This is a genomic window from Paenibacillus sp. CR_12 (assembly GCF_041953985.1).
GTDB classification, from domain to species: domain Bacteria; phylum Bacillota; class Bacilli; order Paenibacillales; family Paenibacillaceae; genus Paenibacillus_AQ; species Paenibacillus_AQ lautus_A.
This window is the reverse complement of the sequence record NZ_JAVFHO010000003.1, coordinates 359,633-381,159: the sequence shown is the minus strand read 5'-3', so window position 1 is coordinate 381,159 and position 21,527 is coordinate 359,633. Positions and strand designations below refer to the sequence as shown.

Sequence of the window (21,527 nt, the reverse complement as noted above, 5' to 3'; positions counted from 1 at the left end):
GTGAAAAAAAGAAAATGGCTGTACACGGTGCTTGCATGTACCGTTATTACGTGCATGGCTGCGGGCTTTCTGATCTACGTGAACCGGGGAGCGCCGGCGGTCGACGTCGCTGCGTACAGTGCTGCGGCGACCGAGACGGCGCAGGGCAGGGAGCTCTCCGCCCTGAACGATTTGACAGGCGGCGTGCCCGGCATGGATCTGGTAGCGGAAACGGAGGCGCTTGCGCTGTACTACCATCCGGACACGACCGAGGTCGCGGTACGGGATAAGCGGAGCGATATGGTGTGGTACAGCAATCCGCCAGACCGGGTGGAGGACGGAATGGCTTCGCCTTTCGAGAAGGAAATGCTGTCTTCGCAATTGACGCTGACGTTCCGGGATGGGATCGGCACGCTTGAGACTTATCCGAATTATACGTGGAGCGTGATGAACGGGAACTATACGGCGGAAGCCTTGGACAACGGCGTTCGCGTCACGTATACGCTGGGAGATGTCTCGCTCGGAATCGACGCCTTGCCGAAATACATCTCGCAGGACCGGCTGCAGGAGAAGGTGGTCAGCAAGCTGGATGCGTCATTGGCCAGATACGTGCAGGCCCGGTATTACCCCATGAAGGATAACCCTGCGATGCTGGAGCGCCTGGACGATCAGATCAAGAAAGAGCTGGTTCTGAAAAAAATGCTGGGCGCTTTCGAGCAGGCGGGCTACACCGCGGAGGATCTTGCCTATGATAACGAAGCGGGCGGAGGAGCCGCCGCAAGCGCCTCTTCGAAGCCGCAGTTCAAGATTCCGCTCGAATACCGGCTGGAAGAGGATTCGCTTGTCGTTACGATACCGCTTGACCAGGTAACGGAAAGCGAGAGTCACCGCCTGCGCAGCGTGGAGCTGCTTCGCTATTTCGGCGCGGCGGGAACGAAGGCCGAGGGTTATATGCTGGTGCCGGACGGCAGCGGCAGCCTGATCCACCTGAATAACGGCAAAGTGAAGGAAGAACAGTACGTGCAGCGCATATACGGCACCGATCCGAATCTTAACAGCAGCAGCCGCGGACAGGTGGCCGAGCAGGCGCGGATGCCCGTATTCGGCATGAAGAACGGGGACGGCGGCTGGTTTGCCGTGATTGAAGAAGGCGCCGCCATCGCGAGCGTGTCCGCGGACATTGGCGGGAAGCAGAATTCGTACAATCATGTATTCAGCAGCTTTGCCGTGCGCGGCGAGGATATGCTGGAGCTTTACACCGGAAGTACGGTGCAGGAAATCCAGCTGTTGAATGACAAGCTGTACAACGGGAAGCTGTCCGTCAAATACCGTTTCCTGTCCGGCGAAGGGGCCAGCTACTCCGGCATGGCCCGCTTGTATCAGGAAACGCTTGCGAAGGAAAACAAGCTGGTTCCCCTGGAAGAAGCGGAGGGCATTCCGTTCTATCTCGATATGCTGGGAAGCGTGGATAAACGGAGATCTTTTCTGGGCGTACCGTATGATGCCGTCGTCTCGATGACCACCTTCGAGCAGGCAGGCGAGATCGCTGCTCTTCTGAACGGCGAGGGCATCGCCAATCTCCGAATGCGTTATCTCGGCTGGTTTGGCCAAGGCGTCCATCACAAAACCCCGGTGAAGGTAAAGACGGACAGCGTTGTCGGAAACGCCGCCGAGCTTAAGGCACTATCCAAGCAATTGCAGGACGCCGGCGGCGGGCTGTATCCGGATGTTGCCTTCCAGCATGTCTACCATGACGATGGGGCGTTTACGCCGTCATCCGATGCCTCCCGTTTCGTGACCAGGGAAACGGCAGCGCTGCATCCGTATGACCGGAACACGAACCGGATGGACTCGTATTACGGCACGTACAACCTGATGTCGCCGGCGAAGCTTCCCTATTACGTGGACCGATTCACAGGGCAATACGAACGGTTTGGCATGGGGGCCGTGTCATTGCGGGACCTGGGCGATGTCCTGAGCTCCGATTACCGGGTGCAGCGGGTGGTTTTCCGAGAAACCGCGAAGTTTATCGTGACCGATCAGCTGAAGGCGCTGCACGAGGCATACCCGGATACGATGGTTTCCGGTGCCAATGCTTACAGCTGGCCATATGCAGGCCACGTGCTCGATATCCCGACGTCGAGCAGCGGATTCGGGCTGACGGATGAAGCCGTGCCGTTTTATCAAATGGTCATTCACGGCTACCTGGATTATGCGGGAGCAGCGGTCAATAACCTGAATGAACAACATTTGCGCAAAGCGCTCCTGCAGTCGCTGGAATTGGGAACGGCTCCGCATTTCCTATGGTCTTATGAACAAAGCTCGAAGCTGAAGTATACGCGTTTCGATGACATGTACTCCACGCATTACAAGGATTGGTTCGAAGAAGCGGTTTCCTTGTACCACGAGCTGAACGAGGTGCTGGCGCCGATCCGGACGCAGCGAATGGTGGAGCATAAGCGGCATGAAGACGGCGTGGTGGAAGTAAGGTACGAGAACGGCGCCTCGATTCTGATCAATTATACCGATCAAGCGGTTGATGTTAACGGGGTCCTAGTGGAACCGCAAAATTACGCTGTAGGTGGTGACCGGGCATGAAAATGAGATTGTCCCTGACCCAGAAAAGATCCATGCTCGGCCTCCTCTTCATCGCGCCATGGCTGATCGGCTTTATCTTTTTGTTTGCCGGGCCTCTGTTTCAGTCCATTTTGTTCAGCTTCAGTAAATTGAACATCTCTCCCACGGGCTATGAGCTGGAGCCGGTAGGTTGGAGCAATTTCAACACCGCGCTGTTCGTGGACGCGAACTTCAACCGGATCCTGACGGAATCGATACTGGGCATGGTGGTGGACGTTCCGCTGATCTTGTTTTTCAGTCTGTTCTCGGCCGTTCTGCTGAATCAGAAATTCCGGGGGAGAGCCCTTGCGAGAGCGATCTTCTTCCTGCCGGTCATCCTGGCGTCAGGCGCGATTTCGGCAGCGGAAACCTCGGGTCTGATCAATCTGGTCGGAAATGCGACGGTGGCGGAGGAGCTTGGGCAAGCCTCCGGGCAGTTCAACGTGCTATCGATGGTGCGCATCTTATCCGAAGCCGGATTTCCCATTACCGTAACCGAGTACATTATCGGGGCGGTCATGAGGATCTACGATATTATCAGCAGCTCGGGCGTGCAGATTCTGATCTTTCTTGCCGCCCTGCAGGCCGTCCCTGGCTCGATGTACGAGGTCGCGAAGATAGAAGGGGCTACCGTTTATGAATCGTTCTGGAAAATCACCTTTCCGATGGTGAGCCCGCTCATCCTGACGAACATGATTTATACCATCATCGATTCGTTCGCGGACAGCACCGTGACCCGAACGATTTATGAGACGGCCTTCAAAACGCAGAATTTCGGGCTCAGTGCCGCGATGGCGTGGCTGTATACCATCGTTATCAGCTTGCTGCTGGTGTTGATGGGAATCATCGTCTCAAGGAAAACCTTTTATCAAAACTAATGGCAAAGAGATTCCTGACTGACGGGTGCAGGAAAAAAAGGAGGTCCTTATGGCATCGATTCGGGATCGCTCGGACGAAACGGCTCAGGAACGACTGAACCGGTTCAAGAACAAGGCGCTGCCGATTCTGTGGTCAGTGTTCCGCTATCTGCTGATCATCGGCATCACATTCATCATCATCTATCCGATCATCACCAAATTCTCCGTCGCGTTCAAAGACAAACAGGATATTTATAACCCGACGATTTACATGATTCCGGTGCATTTCACATTGGATAATTTCAAGATCGTGCTCGACCTGCTGGATTATTGGCCGCTGCTGCTGAACACGATGATTTACGTATTCATCACGATGCTGCTGACCACGATGTCGACGGCGCTTGCCGGGTATGGCTTTGCAAGGTTCACCTTTCCGGGAAGCAACCTGCTGTTCGGCCTGGTGGTGCTGACGATCCTGATCCCGATGAGCACGCTGATGGTGCCGATGTATTTGCATTTCCGCAGCTTTGACATTCTGGGACTGGTTCACTTGTTTTCCGGAAAAGAGGGCATCAACCTGCTGAACAGCTACTGGCCATCGATCATTACATCGGCCACGGCCACCGGGCTTAAGGCCGGACTGTTCATTTATATCTTCCGCCAATTTTTCCGGGGGCTGCCGAAGGAGATTGAGGAGGCGGCGCTGATTGACGGGGCAGGCGGGATTAAGACGTTTTTTGCGATCATGCTTCCCAATGCGATTCCGCCGCTCATTACGGTGACGCTGTTCTCGTTCGTCTGGCAGTATAACGACACCTTCTATACCTCGCTCTTTATGAGCGAACAGTCCCTCATGCCGCTGAAAATCGCTTCGCTGCCGGCGGACGCCAACCAGTTTCTCCCGGCTCTGATGGGGCTCGGCTCATCGGCCAAGGCCGATCCGAACTATGTGGCGCTTGTGGTGGATACGGGGATTTTGCTGGCCATTCTGCCACTGATCGGATTGTATCTGTTCGTGCAGCGCCATTTTGTGGAGAGCGTGGAGCGTACGGGGGTTGTCGGGTAGAGGCTGCTGCAGGGCAGGTGCAATCCCGAAGAATGCGTAACATGCCGCAGGACAGATGTTGTGCTTGCCTGATTAGGTATGCCGCAGGAATCGGGCTGTGCCATTGGGTGTGACGGATGGAGGAAATGTGTGGGATCTTTCATCCATACGGCAATTACAGGATAGGAGTGAATCGCATGACAAAAGCAAGCAGCAGCTATGAGGTCCGGCCGGACTTGATCAATCCGGCCGCTTCGAATGAAGCGAAACGGTTAATGGGTTATCTGTGCAGCATTTACGGCAAGCGGATGCTGACCGGGCAGCAGATTGGGGTTGTGTCAACGCCGGAATTCGAGATGATCCGCGAGGTCACGGGAAAATACCCGGCCGTCGGCGGGTTCGATTTCATGAATTACTCCCCATCCCGGGTGGAGCGCGGAGCCGAGCGTCAAGATACGGATCTGGCGATGAAGTGGTGGGACCGCGGCGGGATCGTCACCTTTTGCTGGCATTGGAATGCCCCGAAGGATCTGATCGATTTGCCGCCGGACCGGACTTGGGGCCGAGGCTTTTATACCAATGCGACAACCTTTGATATCGCACGGGCGATGTTGGAGCCTTCGTCTGAGGAGTACGGTCTTATCATCCGGGATATCGATGCGATCGCTGCCGAGCTCAAGCGTCTGCAGGATGCCGGCATTCCGGTGCTGTGGAGACCGCTTCACGAGGCATCGGGCGGATGGTTCTGGTGGGGGGCCAAAGGCCCCGAGCCTTGCATCGCGCTTTGGAAGCTGATGTACGAGCGCATGACGCATCACCACGAATTGAACAACCTGATCTGGGTATGGAACGGGCAGCACAAGGATTGGTATCCGGGCGATTCCTACGTCGATATCATCGGGGAGGACATTTATCCGCCTGCCCGGGATTACGGCTCGCAATCCGAGCGGTTCCGCACCGCTGCATCGTATACGGATGCGGCAAAAATCATTGCCCTGACCGAGAACGGTGTCATACCCGACCCCGATCTCATGCAGGAGGACGGATGCCCGTGGGCATGGAATTGCACATGGTATGGAAACTTTGTGTTCACAGGGGAAGGAAATAACCGGAGGTATTCAGAAGAGTATACGGATGAGTTGCAGCTGATCCGTACCTATCATCATCCGTTTACGGTCACGCTGGATGAACTTCCGGATCTGAAAGGCTGACGGCTTGATCTGTAAGGCATGCCAATTATAGGCCGCTGCCGCTCGCCGGGAAGCTGATCGTAGCGTGGAGAACGAGCTGAAGTGCGAAAAAAGTCACGTCTGTATGAGGTATGACCCGAACCGCATCAAAATCAATATATAGAGATGGAGAGAGACGATCATGAATTTTAACGTTATGACTTTAAATCAATGGAAATTCAAGGCTTGCGACGAATCCGAGTGGCTTCCGGCCCAGGTGCCGGGCTGCGTTCATACCGACCTGCTGAAGAATGGCATCATCCCCGATCCCTTCTACGGGACGAATGAGCATGACCTGCAGTGGATCGATAAGAAGGATTGGGAATATGAGACGTCATTTGATTTGGATTCGAATCTGAGCGCACAATCCCGCATCGAACTCGTATTCGACGGATTGGATACCTACGCGGACGTGTTCGTGAACGGGGCCAAGGTGCTTTCCGCCGATAATATGTTTCGTTCATGGCGGATCGATGTGAAATCACAGCTCAAGGATTCGGGAAATGTGATGAAGATCCGCTTCCGTTCCCCTATCCAGGAGGATCTGCCGAAGCTTGAGAAGCTCGGATATCCGCTGCCTGCTTCGAATGACCAGTCCGAGGTTGGCGGGATGGGCGACCAGAAAGTGAGTATTTTTGCCCGAAAAGCGCCTTATCACTACGGCTGGGATTGGGGGCCGCGTTTCGTGACCAGCGGGATCTGGCGGGAGGCCAGGCTCGAGGCTTGGTCCGAAGTCAGGCTGGATGATTTGTTTATTCGCCAGGATGAGGTTACGGCAGAAATGGCCAGGGTTACGGCCGTTGCCACCATTGCAGCGGAGCAAGCTTGGCAAGGCGTGCTTCGGGTAAGTGCGGGCGGCCAGACATGGGAACAGGATGTTCGGCTGGAAGAAGGCCGTCATTCGGTTGAATTGAGCCTTGAACTTGCCGAGCCGAAGCTGTGGTGGTGCCGCGGCCTGGGCGAGGCCCATCTCTATTCGTTCCATGCCGAGCTGGCGGAAGCGGAACGGACCGTTGCGGAGAAAAAGGTTCGAACCGGCCTGCGCAGCGTCAAGCTGGTACGGGAGCAGGATAGCCGCGGCACTTCCTTTTACATCGAGCTCAACGGCACGCCTGTGTTTGCCAAGGGAGCGAACCATATTCCGAACGACAGCTTCATAACGGAAGTGACGGCGGAACGCTATCGCCATGAAATCGCGTCCGCTGCGGAATCGAACATGAATATGCTGCGCGTATGGGGCGGCGGTATTTATGAAGAAGACGTCTTTTACGATCTGTGTGATGAATACGGGCTCATGGTATGGCAGGATTTCATGTTTGCTTGCAGCATGTATCCAGGCGACGAGGCGTTTCTGGAGAACGTTCGGCTGGAAGCGGAGGAGAACCTGGTCCGTCTGCGGAATCACCCGAGCATCGTGCTCTGGTGCGGCAACAACGAGATTGATTCCGCTTGGGCGCACTATGAAGAGAAGGGCGGCTGGGGCTGGAAGCAGGACTATACCGAGGAGCTCCGCGAAAAGATCTGGAGCGACTACGAAAAGATATTCCACGAAATTCTTCCTGAGGCCGTAACCGGTTATGCTCCGGGAGCGGAGTATTGGCCTTCCTCCCCGCTGGTATCGCTCAGCCATGACAAGGAGCAGCATGCCAATCCTTCCACAACGAGCGGGGATATTCATTACTGGGGCGTGTGGCATAACACGGAGCCGTTTGACAACTACAACGTTTACGTCGGCCGATTTATGAGCGAATACGGGTTCCAGTCCTTCCCGGAACCGAAAACGGTGCGGACATATGCGGAAGATCGCGATATGGAGCTGGAGTCGAAGGTCATGCTGGCTCATCAGAAGAACGGTGCCGGCAACCGCTTGATCAAGAGTTACATGGATCAATATTATAACGAGCCGAAGGATTTCGAGGCTTTCCTGTACATGAGCCAGATCCAGCAGGCCGAAGCGATGAAGACGGCGATCGAAGCCCACCGCCGCAACAAGCCGTATTGCATGGGCACGCTGTATTGGCAGATGAACGACTGCTGGCCGGTCGCTTCGTGGGCAGGCATGGATTACCTCGGCAGATGGAAGGCGCTGCAGTACGCGGCCAAGCGCTGCTTCCGGGATGTCAGTCTCTCGGTCGAATCCAAGGAACAGGAGATTCGGGTTCATCTCGTATCCGATATTTCAGAAGCGGTCCAGGGCACGCTGAAGGTTCAGTTATTCGATTTTAACGGAAAAGAGCTCTATGGATCCGAGCAGCCGATCCGTGCGGAAGAGCAAGCGTCGCTCGTCGTATTCCGGGCTGCGGCCGATGAGCTGCTCCGCGGGCATGATTCATCCGAGGTCGTACTGTTGGCGCAATGGCTTCAGGATGGAGTCGTGGTTGATAGCAAAACATTCTATTTCGTGAATGACAAGCATCTTCGTCTGCATAGCCCGACCATCAGCGTAAAAGAAGTCGAGGGAAGCGATGGCACGGCGTTTGTGCTGGAGAGCAGCGTGCTTGCCCGCCACGTATGGCTGTCCGCCGAAGCGGAAGGCTTCTACAGCGATAACTTCTTCGACCTGATTCCGGGCATCCCGGTGACCGTATCCTTCAGCCGCCGAGATAACGGAGGGCAGGCATTTGTACCAGGCAAGCCGGGCCGGGCCGAGGTTCGGTCCATGGCTGATTGCATCGATCCGTCAATGGTGCTGACCGTGTAATTCATCCTGTAATCATTCGCTAAAAAGAGCCGCCCCTACAACCGATTCCGGTGCAGGGGCGGCTTTGTTTGTCTTTAATGGAGCCAAGAATTTGATACTGAAACGGCAAACCATTTCTTTGTCGGCTTCATCATAAGCCGGGGATCCGGGAGGTTCGACACCTTGATCTTGATAAACCTTTATTATGCGGTAAAGGGTATGCCAAGGGTTTCTGATACAGGTCGGATGGGGTCAGATGTCAGCAAACGAAAAGAAGTCCGGCATGCTGCTATCGGTTATTCTAGGTTGGTACACATCCTGTTGGACATGCTTATACCCATTAGCAAAGATCGAGAAGGAGACGGATCATGAAAAAACAAGTTTTGTTCATTCATAGTGCCGGCCCGCAAGGCATCCGCCAAGGAAGCAGCGGCTTGATCGCCCATTTACAAGAACGGCTCGGTGAAGCTTATCATGTCTTATCTCCCGGCATGCCGGATCCGGATTACGCTCTGTGGAAAGCGCAGATTGCCAATGAAATCAAGGCATTGGATGGGGAGGTGCTGCTGGTAGGTCATTCCCTCGGCGGTTCCATACTGTTGAAATACCTCTCGGAAGAAGACGGGCAGCTAACCGTCTCTGGACTGTTTTTGATCGCCGCCCCTTATTGGGGCAAAGACGACGATTGGCAAAACGAAGAATATGCATTGTCCGATTCATTTGTTTCCAAGCTGCCGCATCTCCCGAACCTATATCTATATCACAGCCGTCACGATCCAGTAGTACCGTTCGCGCATGCTCAGCACTACGCGAAGCAGCTTCCCCAGGCCGTCACCCGGGCATACGAGGGCGACGATCACTACTTCCGCGAGGGCTTGCCCGAGCTTGTGGATGATATCAAGCGCTTGTAATCCAAGGCTTCAGTCTTGTTAACACCCCTGTATATGTGTAAATACAGGGGTGTTTTTCCCCTTCACTTCCCACCTCCAAAAAACGGGCGAGAGTAGCTGCGCCGCGGCTAATCGTTCGTCTTTTTATTTGTTTAGCATCTTCGAATAAGTGTGGAGATGCATATCCGTCCCGATAAGACTTCAGCGGAGAAGGCGGAATGATGCTGGAGAAGCGAAGCGGTCTCCTTTGTCCCCGGATTTCTACGTTAGTTCATTCATTCATGGAAATCTGGGGGCAACAGAGATCGGAAGTATCATCCGCATGCGGAGCGATGCCAAAAAACAACCGGCACAATGTAAAAGGAGGAGCGGCTCCATAGTGACGCTAAGAAGAGGGGAGCAAGAAGGCGCATATTAACCTCGCATCAAAAAAAGACGACATCAGCTTTTCGCTAATGTCGTCCTCTTTTTTTACTTGCTCGCTTTGTATGCGTTCAAGAATTCCTTCACCTTCGCCGGATCGGCTACCAGCTCGTTGCCGGTTTTGACGATTGGGCTGACGGTGGAGTAGGCTTTGATTTTGTTGTTGTTGTAGTAGGCCAGGATTTCATCCTGGTTGATCGAGTAAAGCACCGCTCTTCTCAGATCGTCGCTTGTTGCCACATCGCGGTTCTTCGTGTTGAACAGCAAGTAGGATACGGCGTTGCTTTCGATCGTTTGCAGCTTCAGCTTGCCGTCGCCTTTCACTACGTCGTATTTCGTTTCCGGCACGCCGTAGTACAGGTGGATTTCGCCGCTGCGCAGTGCGGAGAGCGTGCTGTCCGCATCTTTGATAAAGCGTACTTTCACTTGCTCGATTTTCGGTTCGTGCTCCGTGCCCTTCATGTAGCCAGGGTTTTTGAAGAAGGTGGCTTCATAGTCATTCTTGGAAGACAGGATATACGGACCGCTCGCATACAGCGTGTTGTTGTATTTATCGCCTTCGGTTACGGTGTTTTGGTCGCCGTAAGGGATGTCTTTGTTCACGTCGAATTTCTCAACGTCATACGTGTTGATGGATTCAACTTGCTTCTTCGATACGATACCGGCCGATTGGTGAGCCAGGTAGTTCAATACTTGCGGGAACGGCTCGGTTGTCGTCAATTTGACGACTTGGTATTTGCCGTCTTTCGTGCTTGCTTGATTCTTGTCGTCGACGAGAGAAGCGATCTTGGTATCCAAACCGGCTTCCAGCGCTTCCTTGACGCTTTCGCTGCCGCCGGAAACCTTGGTGTTTTCCAGTACGCTCAGATCGGTTACGGCTTCAACGGTGTTGATGTGCTCGTGAAGCGTGTAGGTACGATGATCAGGCACCGAATTTTTGTCTTTCGCTCTGTTCATGGAGAAGATGACATCGTCCGCGCCTACGCGTTCGCCGGAATCTTCAGCTTTTTTGTTCGTGATTTTTGCAAAGTTAATGTCGTCTCTAAGAATGAAGTAGTACTCCGAGTTGCCTTCGCCGATGGCATGGTTATAAGACAGCGAGCCTTCGGACGTGATCTTGTCATCGTCGGTCAGGTTGATCAGACGTACGTTCATGTTGGTGTTGATGATGTTAATGGAACCGTCGTTGCCCTTGATCGGGTCAAGCGAAGTCAGTTCAGAGATCGATTGGGACAGAATCAGCGGCTGCGTCGCACGCTTGGATTGGTCTGTGAAATCGACGGCTTCCCAAGGCAGGGAACGGGATTTCGAAAGACGAACGGAATTCTCGTCCAGCACATCCTTGTTGAACGCTTGGCTCTTCAGGGAGATGTACAATGGAGCAATGTAAGCTTTGTCCGTTACCAGACGTTGTTCCAGCTGCTTGTAAGTCTGAGCGGCGTCTTCCGGCGTTTGCGTGGCCGCTTGGTCGATCAGCTTGTCCACTTCCTCGTCGGACATGATGCTGTAGTCGCCGCCGGTTTTGAACAGGGAACGAACGGCATAGTCAGGGTTACCCGTTACGGTTGTCCAGCTGGACAGCGCGATGTCGTAATTGCCGGCATCCTGCTGTGCCTTGAAGCTGCCGTAGTCCGGCTGCAGATTCAGCTTCACGTTGAAGCCGTTCTTGGTGAGCTGGTCGCGAATGATGTTGACATCGGATTCGTTAGAGCTCATGCCAAGCAATTCAATATTAACAGCGGATGTGTCTGTGGCTGTATCCGCTGGTTCTTGCTGATTTTGCTGTGCATCATCTTTGGTTGTTACGTTGCATCCGGCCAGTACGATGACTAGCGAGAGGAACAATAACAGCAAGGAACTCTTTTTCATTGGTGATACCCTCCTGAGTTGTATATATATAAAATATTTTTTGAAACCAACGTTAGTGTGCCCAGGGCACGAAAAGCCTTAATCCAGCTTCGGATCGAGCGCATCCCGCAGTCCGTCGCCCAGAAAGTTGAAGGACAGGACAAGCGCGATGATGGCCAGACCCGGATAAATCGCCAGGTAGGAATGCGTCTCAAGGTACGTGCTTCCGATCTTCAGGATATTCCCCCATTCCGGGATATGCGGCTCGACGCCGAGACCCAGATAACTCAAGCTGCTCGTCGAGATGACGGCTGCACCAATGGTTAACGTCGATTTGACGATCATGGGCGCGAGCGAGTTGGGAACGATATGCTTGAAAATGATCGAAAAATTGCTCGAGCCGAAAGCTCTGGCCGCATCGACGTACTCAAAGGTGGAGACCAGGAGCACATTCGCCCTCATGGTTCTTGCATAAGTCGGTATAGCTCCTACGCTGAGCGCCAGAATGAGGTTGACGGTATTGGCTCCGAATGCGGCAATGATCGCAATGGCGAGCAGGATGCCCGGAATGGCGTACAGCACGTCCAGCAATCGCATGATGACGTTGTCGGTATGGCGGCCATAGTAGCCGGAGACGGCACCGAGAATGCCGCCGATGACAACCGGAATCGCCGTAGAAGCGAATCCGACGATCAGCGAGATGCGGGCCCCGAATACGATCCGGGAGAACAAATCCCGGCCGAAGTTGTCCGTACCGAAGGGGTATGCCAGGCTTGGCGGCTGCAGGATGGCGCTGTAGTTGTTATCGATCGCAATGCTGTAATCGAAGGTAAACAGACTGGTCACCGACAGGCAGAACAGGAAGATTACGAAGAACAGTCCGGACATGGCCGTCGAATTGGCAGTAAGCTTTACCCATACGTCGCCCCAGCGGGTCATCGCGGGATTGCCGTTCTTGCGGATCTTCGCAAGCAGGTTGATGCCGAGCACCAGAGCAAAAATATTGCCCGTTGCCGCAGTCAGAATGATCGGAAAAGCAAGCCAGGTCAATGCCGGATGCGCATAATTCGATTTTACGTACCTGGCAACGAGGATAAGCGCGATCAGCTGAACGACGGCTATAACCAGAAGCACGGCCATGGCCGGCAGGAACGTATTCGAGACGTAAGGCTTGAACAGATTCAGCGCCGATATCGCGATGGCGAACAGCTGGGTTAGCAGCATGTAAACGGCAATCGTATATTCTGGAGGCTTCTGTTTTTTGATCAGATTGAAACCGAACGTGACGGTAAACAGATTCCCCGTAACGATGCTCAGCAGCTGAACGTAACCCAGGATCCTGGTCGAGCGCCGGATTTCTCCGTCCCTTTGAAGATCCCTTCGGATCAGCAGCGTAATGATGATCTGTATGATCGTAAACAGTGCATATGCCGCAAAGGCGGTGAACACCCACGGTTTGATGGTTCCCCCAGTGAAATCAAAGCTGTTCAGAAGCAGGATCACCGTTAAGGTCAGAGAGATAACCCATGTGAAGCTGGCTTGACTGTACTCGTGTGAGGATTTCAGCTGGTGTTTGGTTTCTGGTTTGGAAAGAAGCTTCTTAATCATGAGTACACCTGCTTTAGTATTGTTTCATCTTGGACCTGATCCGTGGATCGAAGAATGCGTACAAGATATCGATGATGACGTTCACCAGCGATATGGTGATGGCGGTGTAAACCACGCCGCCCATGATGGCCGGGATGTCAGGGATAAATTGTTTATCCACGATGTAGCTGCCGATACCGCTGATGTTGAATACCTTCTCCGTAACGGCGGAACCGCCGAGCATCCCGCCGAACTGAAGCCCGATGACGGTAATGATCGGAATGATGGCATTGCGGACAGCATGCTTCATCAGAATGGTGCGCTTGCCCAGCCCCTTCGCTCTGGCTGTGATCATATAATCTTCATTAATGACTTCCAGCGTGGAGGAGCGCGTCATTCGGGCCACCGAAGCGGTAAGTCCCGTCCCGAGCACGATCACCGGCATGATCATGGACAGCCAGTTCTCCGGATTGAAGGTGGCGGGCAGCCACTGCAGCTTGATCGAGAAATTCAGGATGAAGATCAGTCCCTGCCAGAAGTTCGGAATGGACAGCCCGATCAGCGCGATGAACATAAACGTATAGTCAAAGAACGAATTCGGTCTCGTGGCCGAGATAATCCCGATCGGCAATGCGATCGCAATCGCGATGATCAACGAAATGACCGTAAGCGTCAGCGTGATCGGAAACTTTCTGGCGATGCTGGAGGTAATCTCTTCGTTGCCCGAGAAGGATTTGCCGAGATCGAAATAGGCGATGCCTTTAATGTTGTTCCACAGCTGCGTCAGATAGCCCTGATCGAGTCCGTGCATTTTGTTGAAAGCCGCGATCTGTTCCGGCGTTGCCGTCTCGCCCAATATGTTGGCCGCGGGGTTAAACGGCGACAAGTGAAGAATCGTAAAGACGAGAACCGCTACGCCAAAGATAACGAATACCGTCATCACGAGTCTCTCCAAAATATATTTCAGATAGGGATTGCTGTACAAAAAAATAAGGATGTACATCAGCAAGCCCGGAATAAGTGATATAATGAAGAACAACGGGTTCTCGATGAGAGAACCGAACGTATCGGCCAGAGTCAGCCGTTTGCGATTGTTCAGCTTCAGGTCCTTGGCGGTCCGATCCTTGAGGACTTCACGGAACCTTGCCTCTGCGATCTTATCGACTTCCTGCCGGAGCTGAGCCTCGCTGATTTTTTGCTTGAAAAACTCATGCTTGCGTTTCTGCTGCTCCATCATCTCGGAGCGAAGGGCCTCCAGATATCCGGCGGCCAGCATCTCGCTGCGTATGCGGTTCTCAGCCGCCGCGTAGTCATCCTTCTTTCGCTGGACCAAATAAAATAGGAAGACCACGAGATTCACGGGCGCTCCCAATAATAATAGTAAGTATCTATAAGAAGGATTCAGAAGGATCTTACTGTATGTGCTGCTTATCGAACTTATGAGTCTGTTTGGTCTTGCTGCTTCTGTCCCCCCCATAAGGTGCCTTTCCTCCTTGTTTCAAATTGCATTATTCCGAGTGATATAGTATATTTTATTTTAGCCTATTTTAAAAGTCAATAGATTATAAGAGTTGTAGAGTATATTACTTTAATGACATAAGCATAATGGCAGGTGAGCAGAGTTGGAACCGATATTGCAGGTTAAAAATTTGAGCGTGGCCTTTCAATCCCGTGATTCAGAATTTCACGCGGTGCGTGGGGTCAGCTTTGAAGTGAGGAAAGGGGAGACTCTCGGTATCGTCGGAGAATCCGGGAGCGGCAAAAGCGTCACGGCACGCTCGATCATGCGGCTGCTGCCTTCCCCGCCTTCTTATATGAAGGATGGAGAGATCCTGTTCCTTGGCCAGAACCTGGCCGAGAAAACCGAGAAGGAGATGGAGAGCATCCGGGGACGCGATATCGGGATGATTTTTCAAGACCCGATGACCTCGTTGAACCCGACCATCCGCATCGGGGAACAAATATCGGAAAGTCTGGTCAAACACCAGAAGCTGTCCAAGCAGGAAGCGAAGCAGCAGGCGCTTGACATGCTCAAGCTGGTCGGCATCCCGAACAGCGAAGCGCGGTATAATCAATACCCGCACGAGTTCTCGGGCGGCATGCGGCAGCGGGTGATGATCGCCATCGCCCTGGCGTGCCGACCTGCGCTGCTGATTGCGGACGAGCCGACGACGGCGCTTGACGTAACGATTCAGGCCCAAATCCTCAATCTGATGAAAAATATGCAGGAGCGCTTCGGTTCCTCCATTATATTGATCACGCACGATCTCGGCGTTGTGGCGGGCATGTGCGACCGCGTGGCCGTGATGAAAGACGGCGTGATCGTGGAGACGGGAACGACGGAGGAGATCTTCGAGAATCCTCAGCATCCCTATACCTTGAAGCTGTTAAACGCGCTACCGCGCCTCGACGAGAAGAAGAAAGCGAAGCCGGCGCCGATCATCGTGCCAAGCACGGATTACAAAGGACCGCTGTTAGAGGTGAAATCCCTGAAGCAGTATTTTGATATGGGCAAAGGGAATGTGCTTAAAGCGGTGAATGATATCAGCTTTCATATTCAGGCGGGGGAGACCCTCGGGGTCGTCGGCGAATCCGGCAGCGGAAAATCAACGACGGGACGAGCCATCCTTCGACTTCATCAGCCGACGGGCGGAGAAGTGCTGTATCAGGGGATGTCCGTGAATCGCCTCTCCCCTTCGGAAATGAAGGCCATGCGGCGCCATATGCAGATGATCTTCCAGGATCCGTATGCTTCGCTGAATCCCAGATTGAAGGTCGTGGACATTATCGGCGAAGCGCTGGATGTCCATAAGTTAACCGGCAGCAAGCAGGAGCGGAAGAAGCGGGTCGAGGAGCTGCTGGATATGGTCGGACTGGATCCGGCTTATGCGACGCGCTACCCGCACGAGTTCTCCGGCGGCCAGCGCCAACGGATCGGGATTGCGCGGGCGCTGGCGGTAGAGCCGAAATTCATCGTGTGCGATGAGCCGCTCTCCGCGCTCGACGTGTCGATCCAATCGCAGATCGTGAAGCTGCTGGAGGAGCTGCAGCACCGTCTGGGCTTGACCTATCTGTTCATTGCGCACGACCTGTCGATGGTGAAGCATATCAGCGACCGCGTTGCCGTTATGTATATGGGCAAGATCGTCGAACTCGCGGAAAGCGAGGAGCTCTACTCCAATCCGCAGCATGATTATACGAAGTCCTTGCTCGCGGCGATTCCGGTGCCCGATCCGAAGATCGAATCCAAGAAGAAACGGGTCCTGCTGGAAGAACGCACCGGAGAGGATAAATATAATCTGGAGCATTCCGAGCTTGTGGAAGTATCGGAAGGCCACTGGGTGGCCATGCCGACCGGAGCCTAATCGAATAATAGAACCTGTCCCGACGGAGTCGGGGCAGGTTTTTTTAATCAAAAAAAATCGATCCGAATCGGCGATTTGCACTGCTCATAAAAAGGAATTGAGCCCTGCACGGCAAATATTTAAATGTTAGGAAGCGTTCTCACGATACATGAGCCTACGAATTTCCAAGTGTACGCACAATAGCAACATACCGATGAGGAGGAAGTGGAATGAATCGTTTGCAGCAAGGGGATGTCGTATTATTTCAAGGGGACAGCATTACGGATTGCGGTCGCGACCGCAACTTTTCCGGCAGCTTGGGGAACGGCTACCCGCTATTGATCGACTCGTTGTTCGGCATGAAATTTCCTGAGTTGAACGTTACCTTTTTGAATAGAGGGATCAGCGGAAACCGGGTCGTCGACTTGAATAACAGATGGCAGGAGGATTGCCTGGACCTGAAGCCGGACTGGGTATCCATCTATATCGGAATCAACGACACTTGGCGCCGATATGATAGCGGGGACCCGACAAGCACCGAGGATTATAAAGCCGGGTACCGCAAATTGATCGAACGGACGAAAGAAGCGCTGGACGCCAAGCTGATTCTGGTCGAACCGTTCGTGCTGCCTCATCCGGAGGATCGGAGAGCCTGGCGCGAGGATCTGGATCCGAAAATCACGGCGGTCCGCGAATTGGCAGTGGAATACGGAGCCCTCCTGGTGCCGCTGGACGGATTGTTCGCTGCGGCGTCGGTGCGACGCGAAGCTGCCTTCTGGGCGCCGGACGGCGTGCATCCGTCACCGGCCGGACACGGCCTGATCGCGAAGGCATGGCTCGAAACGATGGGCGTTTCTCTAGGGTAACGCTTAACGGTTGGTCTTAGAGCTGAAGCTGGAAGCAACAAACGCTGGATGCACGGAATCCGTGCTCCTAATGGAAAGAGATCGGGCGCGAATGTCGTGCACGATCTCTTTTTTTAAATGAGAATGGCAATAGGTGTGAAATATGGGTTCATAGCTGCCGATACAATTAGAAATGTTAGAAATCACTTTCATTTTTTTTGCGTATGTGGTGTAATGCATTAAAGCGAAAAAATAATGGTTGACGCCTCCTTTTAAATCCTATAGGATTACTTGTATTAATTAATATTCGTCTTTTTTACGGAAAACAGGGGGAGAGAGAACATGAAAGCCATGAAACATGTAAGGAAATTATCGGCACTGGCGCTGGCGTTTGTGATCGTATTGACCGGATGCGCCGAATCGGGCAGCGGCGGCGGCAGCGCGTCGGGCAATCTGGCGGACAAGGTCGAGAACCTGCCGGCAGGCATTGCCGAGAAGGATCCGGTGAAATTGATGGTCGTTCGGAAAATCGGAGGCGATGACCACACGGCTCAATTTTTGGCTGGGGCGAAGCAGGAAGGCGAGGCTCTCGGGTTTAAGGTGGATACCTTCTCGGCGAATGGAGACTCCGCTAAATTCCATGACGCGATCGCACAAGCCATTGACAGCGACTACGATGGATTTATCATATCGCATGGCGACGATCCTGCATCGGTTCAGGACGTGAAGAAGATTACCGAAAAGGGAATTCCGGTCGTCACCTTCGACTCTTTGCCGGAGATCGGTGACATTGCAGGGGTAACCCAGACATCGCAGGATGACGAGCAGCTCGCAAAGCTGGCGTTGGACAAGCTGATTGAAGAGCAAGGGCCGGAGGCCAACATCGTTTACCTCTGGGTAGACGGATTCCCGCCGATGGTGCGTCGTAATGCCGTATACCAGGAAACGCTGAAGAACAACCCGGGCATCAAGGAAGTGGAGCGTTTCGGCGTAGCGAGTGACCAGACTTCCTTGGAAACGCAAAATGCGGTATCCGCTATCCTGACGAAATATCCGAAGGGCGAAATCGATGCAATCTTCGCAACCTGGGATGCATTCGCCATCGGCGCGGCCAGAGCACTGGAGGAAGCGGGACGCAGCGAGGTTAAGATTTACGGCATCGACGTATCCAACGCGGACCTGGAGCTGATCCAGAAACCGGACAGCCCTTGGGTGGCTACCGCAGCCGTAGATCCGAAGATGATCGGCGCCATCAACGTTCGTTTGCTGGCTAAGAAGATTGCAGGCGAGGAAACGCCTGCTACGTATAATCTGGAGCCTGTATTGATCGAGCGCTCCGGCCTTGAGGGTGCTACCGAAGCGGTCAACATGGTTAATTTGGCCGATATTATCCCGAGCTGGGGAACAAGCACGGAATTCGAAGAGGACTGGATGAAGGCATTGAAAGAAGCAGGCGGCAAATAAACAGCAATATTCATACAGGCGCTCTTGTCGGTCATCGATAGGGGCGCCCTATCCTATTTGAAGGGAAGAATACACTTGCGAAGCTTGATGGAGCCAACAACTGCCAGCTCGACCGATATTTCGGGAGCGGCACCCTTACTTCAAATGAAGCGCATATCGATCTCTTTTCCAGGCGTTAAGGCGTTGACCGATGTTGACTTTCAGACGACTGCGGGAACGGCTCATGCGTTGATCGGTGCGAATGGGGCGGGAAAGTCTACCTTAATGAAGATTCTATCGGGAGCGTATACCCATTACGAGGGCGAGATCTGGATCGACGGAAGCAGGGCGGACATCCGTTCACCGAAGGAAGCAAAGGACCTGGGCATTCAGATCGTCTATCAAGAGGTGGATACCGCGCTCATTCCGAACCTGACGGTCGGCGAGAACATCATGCTCGACCGGACGGTTCACGATATGGGCAAACGGCACTTGATCCGTTGGAAGGAGCTCCATCGGGAAGCCGAATCGATTCTTGCGCGGATGAATATCCGGGTCCCGGTCAAAAAGCTGATTTCGGAGCTGACGCTGGCGGAGAAGCAGATGGTGCTGATCGCCAGAGCCGTTTCCAAACAGTGCCGCATTCTGGTGCTGGACGAGCCGACCGCGCCGCTCAGCCATAGCGAGACGGAGCAGCTGTTCAAGCTGGTGCGCAAGCTGAAGCAGGACGGAGTCGGCATTATTTTCATATCGCACCGGCTGCCGGAGCTGTACGAAATCTGCGATGACATTACGATCATGCGGGACGGTTTGCTGGTGAAGAGCGACCGCATCGCGAATATCGATCAGCCGAAAGTGGTGGAATACATGCTGGGCTCCAAGATGGACCAGCAGTTTCCCCACATCGAGCGAGACATCGGTCCTGCGCGGTTAGAGGTAAAAGGCATGTACGACCCGGGCAAAATCAACGGCGTTGATCTGAGCCTCCGCCAAGGGGAGATCGTCGGTTTGGCAGGCCTTGTCGGGGCCGGGAAAACCGAGCTGTGCCGGGCGGTATTCGGGGCTTCCGGCACGTCAACCGGCGAGATGATACTGGATGGAAAAAAGCTGCGCATCCGCTCGCCGCATGATGCCGTGCGGAACGGCATTGCGCTCGTACCCGAGGAGCGCCGCCGGGAAGGCGTGTTCGTGGAAGAGCCGGTGTCCGTCAATTTAACGGCCGCGGTGCTGTCCCAATTTTCCAAATGGGGTTCCTGGCTAAGCTTTGGCAGGGAGAAACAGGCGGCCAGAGAGATGATCGAGTCGCTCGGGATCAAAACTCCGAGCGAGAGAGCGCGGGTGAGAAACCTGTCCGGGGGCAACCAGCAGAAGGTGGCGATCGGCAAATGGCTGCTGGCCGACGCGGACGTATATATTTTCGATGAGCCGACCAAGGGCGTTGACGTTGGCGCGAAGCGGGATATTTTTAAACTGGTGGCCGAGCTGGCCAAGCGGGGGAAATGCGTGCTATACGCTACAAGCGAGCTGTCGGAAATCGTGGGCATCACGGACCGGGTGTATGTAATGTATGACGGCCGCATCACGAAGGAGCTGACAACGCGGTCAACGAATGAAGAGGAATTATTGCTTTACTGCACAGGAGGCGGGTTGACATGAATACAGCAAGACCTGTTAAGGAGAAGCCGGCGGCTAGCTTCGCATTCGATTTTCTATACAAATACGGCACGTTGATTACGGTATTCGTTCTTATTCTCGTATTCGGGACCGTTGCCGACAACTTTTTGAATACAAGCAACATTATTAACATTCTCCGTTCGATCTCGATCGTGACGATCATTGCCGTAGGACTGACCGTATCGCTCGCCGTTGGCGGCTTTGACCTGTCCGTCGGCTCGACGGCCTCCCTGGCAAACGCGCTGGTCATATCCATGTTCGTCTGGCACGGGCAAAACATCGGCATCGGCATCGGCCTCACGCTGCTGTTCTGCCTGGCCGTCGGGCTGATCAACGCGTTTCTGGTCATCAATTTCAAGATCGACGACATGCTGATGACCCTGGCGACGATGTTTATCTTCCAGGGCGTTGCCCTGACGTATACCCGGGGCGCTACCATCTCCCAGAATATGATCATGCCGAGCGGGGACTTTGCCACCGGTAAAATCCCGGCGCTGTTCGAGAAGATCGGGCAGGTGCCATGGATCATTATCATTATGGTTCTCGTGGTCCTCGTGGTCCATCTGTTCCTGACCTATACGAAACACGGACGGTACATGTACATGATCGGGGGCAACCGCGAAGCGGCGGCTTTATCCGGGATCCCGGTGAGTAAATACCGTCTGATCGCTTATCTGGTCTCCGCATTGTTTGCCGCCATCGGCGGGATTATCCTCGGGGCTCGCGTCATGACGGCCGAGGTCAACTCCGGCGGGCCCTATCTCATGGATGCCGTTGCCGCGACCTTCATCGGATACTCCGTATTCGGAGCCGGCAAGCCGAACGCGCTCGGGACCTTTGTCGGCGCTGTGTTGATCGGTATATTGCAAAACGGTCTGATCATGCTGTCCGTGCCGTATTATGCGATGGATATCGTCAAGGGCTCGGTGCTGGCGTTGGCGCTGGCCTTAACCTACTATAAGAAGAGACATTGATGACGAAGCGACACGTGCTTTGACCCAGCTAGTTCCATTCATACTATCGAGACCATCCCTCCCGTGATCCTGATCGGGGGCGGATGGTTTTTT

General features: G+C 53.9%; 14 protein-coding genes. 11 read left to right on the top strand and 3 right to left on the bottom strand.

The genetic code is table 11. The annotated features are described in order from the left end of the window. The 6 genes from RB297_RS13945 (at position 1) to RB297_RS13920 (ending at position 9,317) form a co-directional block, all read left to right on the top strand. A complete protein-coding gene (locus tag RB297_RS13945; protein WP_375120730.1) occupies positions 1-2,577 on the top strand; it encodes a DUF5696 domain-containing protein in 2,577 nt (858 codons plus the stop codon). Beyond that, on the top strand, positions 2,574-3,473 hold the full coding sequence (locus RB297_RS13940) for a carbohydrate ABC transporter permease (protein WP_096775187.1): 900 nt from the start codon (positions 2,574-2,576) through the stop codon (positions 3,471-3,473). Before RB297_RS13945 ends, RB297_RS13940 begins: the two co-directional genes overlap by 4 nt. Before the next feature lie 49 nt (positions 3,474-3,522). Continuing rightward, complete coding sequence (locus tag RB297_RS13935) at positions 3,523-4,518, top strand: carbohydrate ABC transporter permease (RefSeq protein ID WP_096775188.1); 996 nt, start codon at positions 3,523-3,525, stop codon at positions 4,516-4,518. Between the two features lie 176 nt (positions 4,519-4,694). Beyond that, positions 4,695-5,708 (top strand): glycosyl hydrolase, encoded by a 1,014-nt coding sequence (locus RB297_RS13930; RefSeq protein ID WP_375120729.1) that lies wholly within the window; start codon positions 4,695-4,697, stop codon positions 5,706-5,708. A gap of 160 nt (positions 5,709-5,868) precedes the next feature. After that, entirely contained in the window at positions 5,869-8,427 is a 2,559-nt protein-coding gene (locus tag RB297_RS13925) for a glycoside hydrolase family 2 protein (RefSeq protein ID WP_213580435.1), read from the top strand. A 347-nt stretch (positions 8,428-8,774) separates the two neighbouring features. After that, positions 8,775-9,317, top strand: a complete 543-nt coding sequence (locus RB297_RS13920) for an RBBP9/YdeN family alpha/beta hydrolase (RefSeq protein ID WP_192569495.1) — start codon at positions 8,775-8,777, stop codon at positions 9,315-9,317. Between the two features lie 450 nt (positions 9,318-9,767). Here the strand turns inward: RB297_RS13920 and RB297_RS13915 are convergent, their stop codons facing one another. The 3 genes from RB297_RS13915 to RB297_RS13905 form a co-directional block, all read right to left on the bottom strand. Continuing rightward, a complete protein-coding gene (locus tag RB297_RS13915; RefSeq protein WP_375120728.1) occupies positions 9,768-11,588 on the bottom strand; it encodes an ABC transporter substrate-binding protein in 1,821 nt (606 codons plus the stop codon). Between the two features lie 78 nt (positions 11,589-11,666). Further along, positions 11,667-13,175, bottom strand: coding sequence for an ABC transporter permease (locus RB297_RS13910; RefSeq protein ID WP_375120727.1), 1,509 nt, complete (start codon positions 13,173-13,175; stop codon positions 11,667-11,669). Positions 13,176-13,188: 13 nt separating this feature from the next. Next, positions 13,189-14,631, bottom strand: a complete 1,443-nt coding sequence (locus RB297_RS13905) for an ABC transporter permease (protein WP_012819360.1) — start codon at positions 14,629-14,631, stop codon at positions 13,189-13,191. Positions 14,632-14,776: 145 nt separating this feature from the next. Here RB297_RS13905 and RB297_RS13900 point away from each other — a divergent pair, with 145 nt between their 5' ends. From RB297_RS13900 to RB297_RS13880, 5 genes are all read left to right on the top strand, one after another. Continuing rightward, entirely contained in the window at positions 14,777-16,519 is a 1,743-nt protein-coding gene (locus tag RB297_RS13900; RefSeq protein WP_213580438.1) for an ABC transporter ATP-binding protein, read from the top strand. A gap of 209 nt (positions 16,520-16,728) precedes the next feature. After that, complete coding sequence (locus RB297_RS13895; protein WP_009589707.1) at positions 16,729-17,364, top strand: SGNH/GDSL hydrolase family protein; 636 nt, start codon at positions 16,729-16,731, stop codon at positions 17,362-17,364. Positions 17,365-17,685: 321 nt separating this feature from the next. Continuing rightward, positions 17,686-18,807 (top strand): sugar ABC transporter substrate-binding protein, encoded by a 1,122-nt coding sequence (locus RB297_RS13890; protein WP_012819362.1) that lies wholly within the window; start codon positions 17,686-17,688, stop codon positions 18,805-18,807. Between the two features lie 144 nt (positions 18,808-18,951). Then, a complete protein-coding gene (locus RB297_RS13885; protein ID WP_375120920.1) occupies positions 18,952-20,442 on the top strand; it encodes a sugar ABC transporter ATP-binding protein in 1,491 nt (496 codons plus the stop codon). Then, the gene (locus RB297_RS13880; RefSeq protein WP_012819364.1) at positions 20,439-21,434 is read left to right on the top strand and encodes an ABC transporter permease; all 996 of its coding nucleotides are present in this window, start codon (positions 20,439-20,441) and stop codon (positions 21,432-21,434) included. Before RB297_RS13885 ends, RB297_RS13880 begins: the two co-directional genes overlap by 4 nt. The last annotated feature ends 93 nt before the right edge of the window (positions 21,435-21,527 follow it).

What these genes read in the sequence shown, in the direction of transcription:
- RB297_RS13880 (WP_012819364.1), top strand. Translation starts at nt 20,439, where the DNA reads ATGAATACAGCAAGACCTGTTAAGGAGAAGCCGGCGGCTAGCTTCGCA.
- RB297_RS13885 (WP_375120920.1), top strand. Translation starts at nt 18,952, where the DNA reads ATGAAGCGCATATCGATCTCTTTTCCAGGCGTTAAGGCGTTGACCGAT.
- RB297_RS13930 (WP_375120729.1), top strand. Translation starts at nt 4,695, where the DNA reads ATGACAAAAGCAAGCAGCAGCTATGAGGTCCGGCCGGACTTGATCAAT.
- RB297_RS13935 (WP_096775188.1), top strand. Translation starts at nt 3,523, where the DNA reads ATGGCATCGATTCGGGATCGCTCGGACGAAACGGCTCAGGAACGACTG.
- RB297_RS13920 (WP_192569495.1), top strand. Translation starts at nt 8,775, where the DNA reads ATGAAAAAACAAGTTTTGTTCATTCATAGTGCCGGCCCGCAAGGCATC.
- RB297_RS13915 (WP_375120728.1), bottom strand. Translation starts at nt 11,588, where the DNA reads ATGAAAAAGAGTTCCTTGCTGTTATTGTTCCTCTCGCTAGTCATCGTA.
- RB297_RS13940 (WP_096775187.1), top strand. Translation starts at nt 2,574, where the DNA reads ATGAAAATGAGATTGTCCCTGACCCAGAAAAGATCCATGCTCGGCCTC.
- RB297_RS13925 (WP_213580435.1), top strand. Translation starts at nt 5,869, where the DNA reads ATGAATTTTAACGTTATGACTTTAAATCAATGGAAATTCAAGGCTTGC.
- RB297_RS13905 (WP_012819360.1), bottom strand. Translation starts at nt 14,631, where the DNA reads ATGGGGGGGACAGAAGCAGCAAGACCAAACAGACTCATAAGTTCGATA.
- RB297_RS13910 (WP_375120727.1), bottom strand. Translation starts at nt 13,175, where the DNA reads ATGATTAAGAAGCTTCTTTCCAAACCAGAAACCAAACACCAGCTGAAA.
- RB297_RS13890 (WP_012819362.1), top strand. Translation starts at nt 17,686, where the DNA reads ATGAAAGCCATGAAACATGTAAGGAAATTATCGGCACTGGCGCTGGCG.
- RB297_RS13895 (WP_009589707.1), top strand. Translation starts at nt 16,729, where the DNA reads ATGAATCGTTTGCAGCAAGGGGATGTCGTATTATTTCAAGGGGACAGC.